The 13,831-nt window shown below is 37.0% G+C and carries 8 protein-coding genes; 1 reads left to right on the top strand and 7 read right to left on the bottom strand.

Annotation, left to right across the window (positions count from 1 at the left end; all coding sequences use genetic code 11):
• The first annotated feature begins 152 nt into the window (after positions 1-152).
• On the top strand, positions 153-1,742 hold the full coding sequence (locus OZP13_RS00260; RefSeq protein WP_281299463.1) for a peptide chain release factor 3: 1,590 nt from the start codon (positions 153-155) through the stop codon (positions 1,740-1,742).
• A 311-nt stretch (positions 1,743-2,053) separates the two neighbouring features.
• On the opposite strand, the gene OZP13_RS00255 is transcribed toward OZP13_RS00260, so the two are convergent.
• The 7 genes from OZP13_RS00255 to rplL all read right to left on the bottom strand — a co-directional run bounded on the left by OZP13_RS00255 (position 2,054) and on the right by rplL (position 13,793).
• A complete protein-coding gene (locus OZP13_RS00255) occupies positions 2,054-2,500 on the bottom strand; it encodes a hypothetical protein (RefSeq protein WP_281298231.1) in 447 nt (148 codons plus the stop codon).
• Positions 2,501-2,810: 310 nt separating this feature from the next.
• Entirely contained in the window at positions 2,811-3,176 is a 366-nt protein-coding gene (locus OZP13_RS00250; RefSeq protein WP_269241678.1) for a hypothetical protein, read from the bottom strand.
• A 702-nt stretch (positions 3,177-3,878) separates the two neighbouring features.
• On the bottom strand, positions 3,879-4,262 hold the full coding sequence (locus OZP13_RS00245) for a hypothetical protein (RefSeq protein WP_269241677.1): 384 nt from the start codon (positions 4,260-4,262) through the stop codon (positions 3,879-3,881).
• 216 nt (positions 4,263-4,478) lie between these two features.
• Positions 4,479-4,787, bottom strand: a complete 309-nt coding sequence (locus OZP13_RS00240) for a DUF3467 domain-containing protein (RefSeq protein WP_281298230.1) — start codon at positions 4,785-4,787, stop codon at positions 4,479-4,481.
• A 3-nt stretch (positions 4,788-4,790) separates the two neighbouring features.
• Positions 4,791-9,101, bottom strand: coding sequence for a DNA-directed RNA polymerase subunit beta' (gene rpoC, locus OZP13_RS00235; protein WP_281298229.1), 4,311 nt, complete (start codon positions 9,099-9,101; stop codon positions 4,791-4,793).
• A 232-nt stretch (positions 9,102-9,333) separates the two neighbouring features.
• Positions 9,334-13,146, bottom strand: a complete 3,813-nt coding sequence (gene rpoB, locus OZP13_RS00230) for a DNA-directed RNA polymerase subunit beta (protein ID WP_281298228.1) — start codon at positions 13,144-13,146, stop codon at positions 9,334-9,336.
• A gap of 278 nt (positions 13,147-13,424) precedes the next feature.
• A complete protein-coding gene (gene rplL, locus OZP13_RS00225) occupies positions 13,425-13,793 on the bottom strand; it encodes a 50S ribosomal protein L7/L12 (protein WP_269241676.1) in 369 nt (122 codons plus the stop codon).
• Between the last annotated feature and the right edge of the window lie 38 nt (positions 13,794-13,831).

The raw sequence follows: 13,831 nt of genomic DNA, 5'->3' as shown, positions 1-13,831 counted from the left end.
GTGCAATTCAATTTTAAATTTTGATAAAAAATTAGTGGCAATTAGTGTAATTCGTGGCTAACTTTATTTTTCTTTTTTAAAAGCGAATGCCCTGTACAATTTTTTTCAATTGGCATTTATAAATAGTACTTTTGCAAACTATTTATACAAATATGGGCTTTTTAGAAGAAATACAGCGAAGAAGAACTTTTGGGATTATTTCGCATCCCGATGCCGGTAAAACCACCTTGACAGAAAAACTGCTCCTTTTTGGAGGAGCCATCCAGGAAGCGGGTGCGGTAAAAAACAACAAAATCAAGAAAGGAGCAACGAGCGACTTCATGGAAATTGAACGCCAGAGGGGAATTTCGGTTTCAACCTCGGTTTTGGCATTCAATTATCAGGACAAAAAAATAAATATCCTCGACACGCCCGGACACAAGGATTTTGCCGAAGACACCTTCAGGACCCTAACCGCCGTAGACAGCGTGATTGTGGTGATTGACGTCGCCAAAGGGGTTGAGGAACAAACAGAAAAATTAGTCGCCGTGTGCCGACTCAGAAACATTCCCATAATTGTTTTCATCAACAAACTGGACAGAGAAGGAAAAGACGCTTTCGACTTGATGGACGAAGTGGAACAAAAACTGGGTCTTACGGTTACCCCGTTGAGTTTCCCCATCGGAATGGGATATGATTTTCAGGGAATCTACAATTTGTGGGAAGAAAACATCAACCTGTTTAGTGGTGACAGCCGCAAGAATATTGAGGAAACCATCGCTTTTTCGGATGTCAAAAGCCCCGAATTGGAGAAAATCATTGGCGAAAAACCGGCCTATAAATTAAGGGAAGAACTGGAATTGATTGATGAAGTCTATCCCAAATTTGACCGCCAGGATTATTTGGACGGAAAACTGCAACCCGTATTTTTCGGTTCGGCATTGAACAATTTCGGGGTTCGCGAACTCCTGGATTGTTTTGTCGAAATTGCGCCATCGCCAAGACCAAAAGATTCCGAAACCAGATTGGTGGATCCCAAAGAAGAAAAAATGACGGGATTTGTGTTTAAAATCCACGCCAACATGGACCCTAAACACCGGGATCGTTTGGCTTTTATCAAAATAGTTTCGGGTACTTTTGAAAGAAACAAACCTTATTACCACGTTCGCCAGAAAAAGAATTTAAAATTCTCGAGTCCGAATGCTTTCTTTGCCGAGAAAAAAGAAATTGTCGACATCTCTTATCCGGGAGATATTGTAGGCTTGCACGACACCGGAAATTTCAAGATTGGCGATACCTTGACCGAAGGCGAAGTGATGAGTTTCAAGGGAATTCCAAGCTTTTCGCCGGAACATTTCAGGTACATCAACAATGCCGATCCAATGAAAGCCAAACAACTCGACAAAGGAATCGACCAATTAATGGACGAAGGTGTGGCTCAATTGTTTACACTGGAAATGAACAACAGAAAAATAATTGGAACCGTGGGTGCACTGCAATACGAAGTAATCCAATACCGACTGGAACACGAATATGGCGCCAAGTGCACCTATGAAAACTTCCCCGTTCACAAAGCCTGTTGGGTAAAACCCAATGACCCCAAAAGCGAAGAGTTCAAGGAATTCAGGAGAATCAAACAAAAATTCTTGGCCCACGACAAATACGGCCAGTTGGTATTCCTCGCCGATTCGGATTTTACGATCCAAATGACCCAAAACAAATACCCGAACGTGAAGTTGTTCTTTACCTCGGAATTTGAGTAAAATTTTAGACCCCCGAAACTTTTTGACCGACAGGAACAAAAAACACCATTCTGGGCTTTAAAACACAAAAATCGGCTTCAAAATTTGAAGCCGATTTTTTTATTGCAAAACAACACTTTTCTTTTACTGCAATTTAGAAACCATAAAAGGGAGAATAGCTATCGTTCTTTTAGGTCAAGAGTAAGGATGAGCATATATATAGCAACTGTATAGTAACTGTATAGTAACCTTATAGCAAGTATATAATAACTCATATACGTCCCAAACTTCTGGTAAATAACTAAAACAAGGACTTGTGATGACTAACTCGCTTAGTTTTGACCAAAATGAAATCCTGGTTCCTGCAATCCTTTTGTTTTGTAATAATAATTCAATTGCTCTCTTTTAACCGCATTTACAGTGGAAACACTCACGCTTTTCACCTCCAAGGAGACCTTTTTCCTAAAAACAGTCCCGTCTTTCAAGCCTATCGTCAATCCATATCTTTTGTAATTATATGTTTTTACAAAAACGGGGATAATCGCAAACAAGACCACAAATACCACTTTCTCGAGTACTACGTATTGAATGGATACAAAAACAAGAAGAAAGGGAAATAAAATAAACAAAAATTCCCGTAGGGGTCTTAACTTGCGCACCTTTATATAAATCTTGTCCAGTTCCAAAAATGAAATTTCTATTTTTTTTTCATTTTTTAAATTTAAAACAATTCCGTTTTCAACTAAAGTCAATGCGTCGAATGTTGTACTAATAGCCATGGTTACGTTTGTTTTGTATTTATTATTATTCAATGAGGTCAAATTTGTTGACTAATTCCATTTGTTTTTCAATAAAAAGAATAAAAAACCCCTGCCCATAAGAAACAGGGTTTCTAAATTCGATATGATAACTATATCATATTCTTAACTATTTATTTTTCTTTTTTGAATAGACCTGAACTGGATATGCAAATACCAGCATACCTATAAGTACCCTTTTGCCAGCCATTACTATCATCCGCCGCCTGAGTACCAGCACCTCTAGAATTTACATAAATCGCTCCTTTTGCAGCAAGAGACGTACTTGATTTCAATAATATTGTACAGTATAATTGGATCCAAGAGCGACCCCGTCTCCACCCGAAAGAGCAGGACTCAATACTGGACTCACAATATATTTTCCAGTACTTGTTCCTATATTAATAAAATTAACATATTTAGAACCAGAACACGCATTAACACCGCTTGCTATTGTTGACGTTGATAGATTCACACTATCATAAGACCATTTAGCAACATCTGGAGTAGTTTGAGTTAGAGCACTAGCAGGATATAAAAGTGCATTTTCAAATCCACCGCCAAATTGACCTGTTCCTATAAATTGCTTCCCCAGCCCATCTGGGCACCAGTTAACAATAGCACAAAAAGCGACAATCACCTGATTGTTCTTTTGCATTTTGCCAGATTAAAATCTTGCGTAATTTTACTCCTAAAAAATAATTTTGGTTGGTTAATAAATTTAAATATGTGGTTTTGGCTATTGTTCAAAAAATAATATTGTAAAATCTCAAAAGCAATGTAAATGTACGTTTGGGGTTATACATCTAATTCCTTCAAAACTTATTTTAAAAACGCATAAAAAAAACAATCGCAACTATGTAATCGATTGCACAAACGTATATAATTAATTTGTAATTATCAAATAAAAAACACATTATTTAAAAAAATCAAGTTTTTTTTCTTGTTACTAAAAAAATACATAGACATTTACGGATTATTACAATTGTTGAATTAGCAAAATCAGGAATAAAATAAGATAAAACAAAAAACAAAAAATCGATTACATCTTATACCATTTAGAAATATAAAATAATCCAATTCTTGCTACCTCTCCTTCGGAGAGGGTTGGGAGAGGTTAAACAAAAAAACTATTTTATATTTCTAAATGGCATTAATATGGAATTACAAAAGAAGCATTAAAAGACACAACTACTCATTCAAACAAGCTCTAATAAAAAATAGAACTCAACTATACAGCCACTGCATAAAAAACAACAGTAGCCATTCAAATCATTTGTAAACAGCATTAGCAGATAAATTTCAAAAAAAACGCCAATTCACTGAATTGGCGTTTTTATATAATTGTGTCGTTTTTATCTTAAACCACGGTACTCTCGAAGTTTACCGCTTTTTTCAAAAAAGCCTTAATCAATAAACGATTGGGAGCTGTACCGGAAGTCATAAATTGTTTTTTTGCAGTTGTGCCTGCCGGTACGGCGGTAGCATTTGGGGTTTGTTTTGAACCCATAAACCAAAGAACAAAATTCATGTTGGAAGCACTGGAAGCAGCTTCTTGTTTTATTGCATTGATTTCGATATTGTTATTTACAATTTCATTATTTTCTATTGATGCCTTTTGCTCATCACTATTTCCTATTGATGATTGACCAAAAACAGCAACATTAGACATTAAAACAAAAAACAATACCATAATAATAGCACTCTTAATTTTGTTATCGCTTTGTTTAGAAAAATTATTCATATTGTTTTTTTATCTAGAAACAAATTGTATCTCTTATCTGATTTCAAAACTAAACGAATCGTTTTCTATTGGGAAATATTTTCGACAAAGCACCACAATACTCGTTTAAAACACAAAAAAAAGAATTAATAACCTCTACAAAACAGCACTTTAACAACATCCCTGCCTTTGTTGACATCAAAAAAAAGGCTCCATTTCTGGAGCCTTTTTCTATAATTATGCTTGTCCCGGAGGACCAAAATTCAATGGTATTGGAGGTTGTTCGGTGTCTTTAATTTCGCCGTGGGCGACTTCAAAACGGTGAATGTTTTCTCCAATGGCCCTTAACAGCCTTTTGGCATGTTGTGGCGTCAAGACAATTCTTGATTTCACTTTAGCCTTTGGAATACCAGGCATGATACTTACAAAATCTAAAACAAATTCAGAAGACGAATGATTAATTATGGCTAAATTGGAGTAAACCCCTTCGGCTGTTTTCTCATCCAACTCAATGTCGATTTGTTCGTGTTGTTTTGAATTATTCATAACTTAGTATATGTATTCCTCTTTATTGGCCATCATTTCGTGGTAATCTTCATTCGAACCTACAATTGTATTGTCGTATTCTCTCATACCTGTTCCAGCAGGAATTCTATGACCTACAATTACATTTTCTTTCAATCCTTCCAAATAATCGATTTTACCTGCTACTGCAGCTTCGTTCAATACTTTGGTAGTTTCCTGGAATGATGCAGCCGAGATAAATGATTTCGTTTGAAGCGATGCTCTTGTAATACCTTGTAATACAGGAGTTGCAGTTGCCGTGATAACATCACGAGCTACAACAAGATTTTTGTCCGTACGTTTCAATAATGAATTTTCATCACGCAATTCACGAGGAGAAATAATCTGTCCTGGTTTCAAGTTAGCAGAATCTCCAGCATCTTCAACCACTTTCATTCCGTATAATTTATCGTTTTCAACGATAAAATCTTTGGTATGAATCAATTGATCTTCTAAGAATAACGTATCTCCTGGATCTTGAACTCTTACTTTACGCATCATTTGACGGATAACAACTTCAAAGTGTTTGTCGTTGATTTTTACCCCTTGCAAACGGTATACTTCTTGAATTTCGTTTACCAAATACTGTTGAACAGCAGCTGGACCTTGAATTCTCAAAATATCTTCTGGAGTGATGGCACCATCAGACAATGGCACACCCGCTCTTACGAAGTCATTTTCTTGTACCAAGATTTGACTAGAAAGTTTCACCAAGTATTTCTTAACCTCACCAAATTTAGATTCGATAACAATCTCACGGTTACCTCTTTTGATTTTTCCAAAAGAAACCACACCATCGATTTCAGAAACTACTGCTGGATTTGAAGGGTTACGAGCTTCAAGCAACTCGGTAATTCTTGGTAAACCTCCCGTAATATCTCCTGATTTAGAAGAACGACGCGGAATTTTAACCAATACTTTACCGGCTTTAATTTTCTCGCCGTTGTCAACCATCAAGTGGGCTCCAACCGGCAAGTTATAAGAACGAATCAATTCACCGTCTTTACCGTAAACCAATAAAGTTGGGATTAATTTTTTGGCTCTAGACTCAGAAATTACTTTTTCCTGGAAACCGGTTTGCTCATCAATTTCAACCATGAATGATTGACCTTGCTCTAAATCTTCGTAAGCAATTTTACCAGTAAATTCAGAAACAATAACTCCATTATATGGATCCCATTTACAAATCACGGTTCCTTTAGTTACTGATTCGCCATCTTTAACAAAGATGCTGGAACCGTAAGGAATGTTGTTTGTACTTAACAAGATTCCAGTTTTTTCATCAACTAATTTCAATTCAGTAGAACGAGAAACTACGATATCAACCGAATTTCCTTCTCCATCTTCACCTTTAACAGTTTTTAAATCTTCGATTTCTAGTTTACCATTAAATCTTGTAATGATGCTGGACTCTTCAGAAATACCTCCTGCAACCCCTCCAACGTGGAAAGTACGCAATGTCAACTGTGTTCCCGGTTCTCCAATGGATTGAGCGGCAATTACACCCACTGCTTCTCCTTTTTGGGTCATTTTACCTGTTGCCAAGTTTCTACCGTAACATTTTGCACAAATACCTTTTGTGGCTTCACAAGTTAATGGAGAACGAACCTCTAATTTTTCAATTGGAGAAGCCTCGATTACTTTCACGTAAGATTCAGTTATTTGTTCACCTGCTGCAATGATAAGCTCATTTGTCAAAGGATTGATAACATCTTGCAATGCCACACGTCCCAAGATTCTTTCGCCTAAAGTTTCCACGATTTCTTCGTTCTTTTTCAATGCTGAAACTTCAACACCTCTTAAAGTACCACAATCAACAGTGTTCACGATTACATCTTGAGAAACGTCGTGCAATCTTCTGGTCAAGTAACCCGCATCGGCCGTTTTCAAAGCCGTATCCGCAAGACCTTTACGAGCACCGTGAGTAGAAATAAAGTACTCCAAAATCGAAAGACCTTCCTTAAAGTTGGAAAGAATCGGGTTTTCAATAATTTCTCCACCACCAGCAGTAGATTTTTTTGGCTTAGCCATCAAACCACGCATACCAGTTAACTGACGAATTTGCTCTTTGGAACCCCTCGCTCCAGAATCAAGCATCATGTACACCGAGTTGAAACCTTGTTGGTCTTCTCTAATGTTTTTCATTGCTGCTTCTGTAAGCTGTGCATTTGTTGAAGTCCATACGTCAATAACTTGGTTGTAACGTTCGTTATTGGTAATAAGACCCATATTATAATTCGCAGAAATACCTTCAACTTGCTCTCTGGCATCTGCAATCAATTTTGGTTTTTGGTCTGGAATTCTAATATCTCCCAATGAGAATGACAATCCACCTTTGAAGGCAAATTTATACCCCATATCTTTCATATTGTCCAAGAAGGCAGCCGTTGTAGGTACATTGGTCACGCTTAAAACGTGTCCGATAATGTCTCTCAAGTTTTTCTTGGTCAATACATCATTGATATAACCCGCAGCTTCTGGAACCACTTCGTTAAACAAAATACGACCAGCTGTTGTTTGGATAATTTGGTAAACCAATTCTCCTGCTTCATTATAATCTTTTGCACGAATTTTTACTCGAGCATTCAATTCTAATTGACCTTCATTCAAGGCAATATTCACTTCTTCTGCAGAATAAAAAGTTAAGCCTTCACCTAAAATTTTATGTTCTGGAGTAGACAAGCGCTCTTTGGTCATATAATATAGACCAAGTACCATGTCTTGAGAAGGTACCGTAATCGGAGCACCATTCGCAGGATTCAAGATATTGTGAGAAGCCAACATCAACAATTGTGCTTCCAAAATAGCTTCTGGTCCTAACGGCAAGTGAACTGCCATCTGATCCCCATCAAAATCCGCGTTGAACGCCGTACAAACTAAAGGGTGCAATTGGATTGCTTTTCCTTCAATTAATTTTGGTTGGAATGCTTGAATACCTAATCTGTGCAAAGTAGGAGCACGATTCAGCATTATTGGGTGTCCTTTAATTACATTTTCAAGAATATCCCAAACTACTGGCTCTTTTTTGTCGATTATTTTCTTGGCCGATTTAACTGTTTTTACAATTCCTCTTTCTATCAATTTACGGATAACGAAAGGTTTGTAAAGTTCAGCTGCCATATCTTTAGGGATACCACATTCGAACAATTTCAATTCCGGTCCAACAACAATTACCGAACGAGCAGAATAATCCACACGTTTACCAAGCAAGTTTTGACGGAAACGACCTTGTTTTCCTTTTAGGGAATCCGAAAGTGATTTCAATGGACGATTTGATTCTGTTTTTACAGCCGATGCTTTACGAGTATTATCGAAAAGTGAATCTACTGATTCTTGCAACATACGTTTTTCGTTTCTCAAGATTACTTCAGGAGCTTTAATCTCCATTAATCTTTTCAAACGGTTGTTACGGATAATTACACGACGGTATAAATCATTTAAATCTGAAGTTGCGAAACGACCTCCATCAAGCGGCACCAATGGACGCAATTCTGGCGGAATAACTGGCACCACTTTCATAATCATCCACTCAGGACGATTCTCGCGGTTCAAGTTAGATTCACGGAAAGATTCAACAACTTGTAATCTTTTTAACGCTTCTGTTTTACGTTGTTTAGACGTTTCGTTATTAGCTGAGTGACGCAATTGATAAGACAACTCATCTAAGTCGATACGAGCCAATAAATCCATAATACATTCTGCTCCCATTTTGGCAACAAATTTATTTGGATCGAAATCATCTAAATATTGGTTGTCGGCAGGAAGAGTATCCAAAATATTCAAATATTCTTCTTCTGTCAAGAAATCCAATCTTTTTACCGATTCCCCTTCTGGAGTTTTGGCAATACCTGCTTGAATTACAACATATCTTTCATAATAGATAATCATGTCTAATTTCTTGGACGGAAGACCTAAAATGTAACCAATTTTATTTGGAAGGGAACGGAAATACCAGATGTGGGCAATTGGCACAACAAGATTAATGTGTCCAACTCTGTCTCTACGTACTTTTTTCTCGGTAACTTCAACACCACAACGATCACAAATGATTCCTTTGTAGCGAATTCTTTTATATTTACCACAAGCACATTCAAAATCTTTTACTGGCCCAAAAATTCTTTCGCAGAAAAGTCCGTCACGCTCTGGTTTGTGAGTTCTGTAATTAATAGTTTCCGGCTTTAATACTTCACCTCTTGATTCTTTCAAGATAGATTCAGGAGAAGCTAGTCCTATCGAAATTTTGTTGAATCTTTTTACAGGATTCTTGTCTTTATTATTATTCCTATTGTTCATCATAGTTTTTACTATTGATTTATTTGCAATTAAAAATTGATTTTGTACAAACGTTGCACTGCAACGCCTCTGCCCTCGGATTACTTCTCTAAACTTCAACTAATTTTTGAAGTGCTAATTATATAAGATTATATAAAAAATCGGAACGGATTACGGGTTATAAATCCTAAAACTATTATAAAAACCAACGTAGAGACGTTGCAGTGCAACGTCTCTACAGATTGGAAATTTTTATTTATTCTTCTAAACGAATGTCAAGACCAAGACCTTTCAATTCATGCATCAATACATTGAATGATTCAGGCAATCCTGGTTCTGGCATAGACTCTCCCTTAACGATTGCTTCGTAAGTTTTGGCTCTACCAATTACGTCATCCGATTTAACGGTCAATATTTCACGAAGTGTACTTGATGCTCCATAAGCTTCAAGTGCCCAAACCTCCATCTCTCCAAAACGCTGACCTCCAAATTGAGCTTTACCACCCAATGGTTGTTGCGTAATCAATGAGTATGGCCCTATCGAACGTGCGTGCATTTTATCGTCAACCATGTGACCCAATTTCAACATATAGATTACTCCAACTGTTGCTGCTTGGTGGAAACGTTCTCCAGTTCCTCCGTCATAAAGATGTGTATGCCCAAAACGTGGAATTCCAGCTTCGTCAGTCAATTCGTTGATTTGATCCAGAGAAGCACCATCAAAAATTGGAGTGGCAAATTTTCTACCCAAGTTCATTCCAGCCCAACCTAAAACCGTTTCGTAAATTTGACCAATGTTCATACGCGAAGGCACCCCAAGTGGGTTCAACACGATATCAACCGGTGTTCCATCTTCCAAGAAAGGCATGTCTTCATGACGAACAATACGAGCAACAATACCTTTGTTACCGTGACGTCCCGCCATTTTATCTCCAACTTTCAGTTTACGTTTTTTGGCAACATATACTTTAGCCAATTTCAAGATTCCTGACGGCAATTCATCACCAACGGTAATCGTGAATTTTTCTCTACGCAATGAACCTTGCAAATCGTTCAACTTAATTTTATAGTTATGAATTAAATCATTAACCATGGTATTAGTTACGTCATCAGCAACCCATTGACCTTTGCTTAAGTGTGCGAAATCTTCAACTGCATAAAGCATTTTTTGAGTGTATTTTTTACCTTTTGGCAATACTTCTTCACCCAAATCATTCATAACACCTTGAGATGTTTTACCATTAACGATCAAGAAAAGTTTCTCAATTAATTTGTCTTTTAATTCAACAAATTTAACTTCGAATTCCATTTCCAAAGCGCCTAAAGCATCTTTATCTTGGGTACGTTTGCGTTTATCTTTTACAGCTCTTGCGAACAATTTTTTGTCCAAAACAACACCGTGTAGAGATGGAGACGCTTTCAATGAAGCATCTTTCACGTCACCTGCTTTATCCCCGAAGATGGCACGAAGCAATTTCTCTTCCGGAGTAGGATCTGATTCCCCTTTTGGCGTGATTTTACCGATAAGAATGTCACCAGGTTTTACCTCGGCACCAATTCTGATCATACCATTTTCATCTAAATCTTTAGTAGCTTCTTCAGAAACGTTTGGAATATCATTCGTTAATTCTTCGTTACCCAATTTAGTATCTCTAACTTCCAATGAATAATCATCAACGTGAATAGAGGTAAAAATATCGTCACGAACTACTTTTTCAGAAATAACAATCGCATCCTCGAAGTTGTATCCTTTCCATGGCATAAACGCCACTTTTAGGTTACGACCTAAAGCCAACTCCCCATTTTGGGTAGCATAACCTTCCGACAATACTTGTCCAAGAACTACTCTGTCTCCTTTTCTTACGATAGGTTTCAAGTTTATACTTGTACTTTGATTGGTTTTTCTAAATTTAATTAGATTGTATGTTTTCTCATCTTCTTCAAAACTTACCATTCTTTCTTCTTCAGAACGATCGTATTTGATGGTGATGATGTTTGCATCTACGTATTCAACAGTTCCAGGTCCTTCGGCATTAATCAATACTCTGGAATCTGAAGCCACTTGACGCTCCAACCCTGTTCCAACAATAGGAGCTTCTGGACGCAACAATGGTACGGCTTGACGCATCATGTTTGATCCCATCAGCGCTCTATTCGCATCATCATGTTCCAAGAAAGGAATTAATGAAGCTGAAATCGAAGCAATTTGGTTTGGCGCAACGTCAGCATAATCCACTTTTGATGGATCAATTACCGGGAAATCTCCCTCTTGACGGGCAATTACGTTATCGGCTAGAATTTTTCCTGTAGCATCCATTTCGATGTTTGCCTGAGAAATCATCATTCCTTCTTCTTCTTCTGCGCTCAAGTAAACTGGAGTAGATTCTAAATCCACCACTCCATTAGTTACTTTACGGTAAGGTGTTTCAATGAAACCCATTCCGTTAACTTTGGCATAAACACCCAAAGATGAAATCAAACCAATGTTTGGTCCCTCTGGAGTTTCAATTGGACATAAACGTCCGTAGTGCGTATAGTGAACGTCACGAACCTCAAATCCAGCTCTTTCTCTCGAAAGTCCACCTGGTCCAAGTGCAGATAATCTTCTTTTGTGCGTAATCTCGGCTAATGGATTCGTTTGATCCATAAACTGGGACAACTGGTTCGTTCCAAAGAAAGAGTTGATAACAGATGATAATGTTTTGGCATTAATCAAATCTATTGGTGTAAACACCTCGTTATCCCTAACGTTCATTCTCTCGCGAATGGTTCTAGCCATACGAGCCAAACCTACACCAAATTGTTGAGAAAGTTGTTCTCCAACTGTTCTAACACGACGGTTTGACAAGTGATCGATATCATCAATATCTGCTTTCGCATTAATCAACTCAATCAAATATTTCACAATGGTAATGATATCTTCTTTGGTAAGCACTTGCTTTTCCATTGGAGTATCAAGATTCAGTTTTTTGTTAATTCTATAACGACCTACTTCACCTAAGTTGTAACGTTGGTCAGAGAAGAATAATTTATCAATAATACCACGAGCAGTTTCTTCATCAGGCGGTTCTGCGTTACGCAATTGTCTGTAGATGTGCTCAACGGCTTCTTTTTCAGAATTGGTTGGGTCTTTTTGTAGCGTGTTGTGGATGATGGAATAATCAACTGCATTATTGTCTTCCTTGTGCAACAAAATAGATTTAACGTTAGAATCGATGATTTCTTCCACGTTATCTTTGTCGATAATGGTGTCACGGTCAAGGATTATTTCGTTACGTTCGATAGAAACAACTTCGCCGGTATCTTCATCCACGAAATCTTCATGCCAAGTGTTCAAAACACGAGCGGCTAATTTTCTACCAATATATTTTTTAAGACCTGTTTTAGAAACTTTAATTTCCTCGGCAAGGTCGAAAATCTCAAGGATATCCTTGTCTCTTTCGAAACCGATAGCACGGAATAAAGTAGTTACAGGTAATTTTTTCTTTCTGTCGATATAAGCATACATTACGCTGTTGATATCGGTTGAAAATTCTATCCAAGATCCTTTGAAAGGAATTACCCTGGCAGAATATAATTTTGTTCCATTTGCATGGAATGATTGTCCAAAGAAAACCCCAGGAGAACGGTGCAATTGAGAAACAACAACACGCTCGGCGCCATTGATCACAAAAGTACCACTAGGAGTCATGTAAGGAATTGTACCAAGATAAACATCCTGAACAATAGTTTCAAAATCTTCGTGTTCCGGATCTGTACAATATAGTTTCAACCTTGCTTTTAAAGGTACGCTATAGGTAAGACCTCTTTCTATACATTCTTGAATGGTGTAACGAGGTGGATCTACAAAATAATCCAGGAATTCCAATACAAAGTTGTTTCTTGTATCCGTGATTGGAAAGTTTTCCATGAAGGTATTGTACAACCCTTCGTCGCCTCTTTCATCAGATTTAGTTTCTAATTGAAAAAAATCTTTAAACGATTTAACCTGAACATCCAAGAAATCCGGATATTGAGGAATGTTTTTTGTTGAGGCAAAATTCAATCTTTCAGTTTGATTTGATAGCATCAATTGACAAAATTTTGATTAGAAAAGTAATTTTTTGTGTACAAATTATATTTAATTTATACGGAAATTTTTAACCATTACATCTTTAAAAACCAATTCCAAGATAACTACTTTCTTATTATCTGTTAATTTTTTTTCCTCGTAATGGATAAAAAAGCATTCTATTTATTGCGCTATATTATTCTAAAACAATACAGACTTTTATTATACGAAAAATGGTTTAGGCCATTGGGCGACAAAACCCAAGACCTAAACCTTATTCTAAAACTGGTTGAGAATTATTTTAATTCAACAACAGCTCCAGCTTCTTCTAAAGATTTTTTCAAACCTTCTGCTTCTTCTTTAGAAACACCTTCTTTTACATTAGCAGGTGCGCTATCAACTACATCTTTAGCTTCTTTCAAACCTAAACCTGTAAGTTCTTTTACTAATTTCACAACTGCCAATTTAGAAGCACCAGCTTCTTTCAATACAACTGTAAATTCTGTTTGTACTTCTTCAGCAGCAGCTTCTCCACCACCTGAAACTACTACAGCTGCAGCAGCTGGTTCGATTCCGTACTCATCTTTTAATATTGTTGCTAATTCGTTAACTTCTTTTACTGTTAGGTTAACCAATTGTTCTGCGAATTGTTTCAAATCTGCCATTTTTTCTATCGTTTTAAAATGATTTGTAAAATATAATT

Origin of the sequence: Flavobacterium limnophilum, assembly GCF_027111315.2 — a bacterium.
GTDB lineage: Bacteria > Bacteroidota > Bacteroidia > Flavobacteriales > Flavobacteriaceae > Flavobacterium > Flavobacterium limnophilum.
This window is presented reverse-complemented; position numbering and strand designations above follow the sequence as displayed.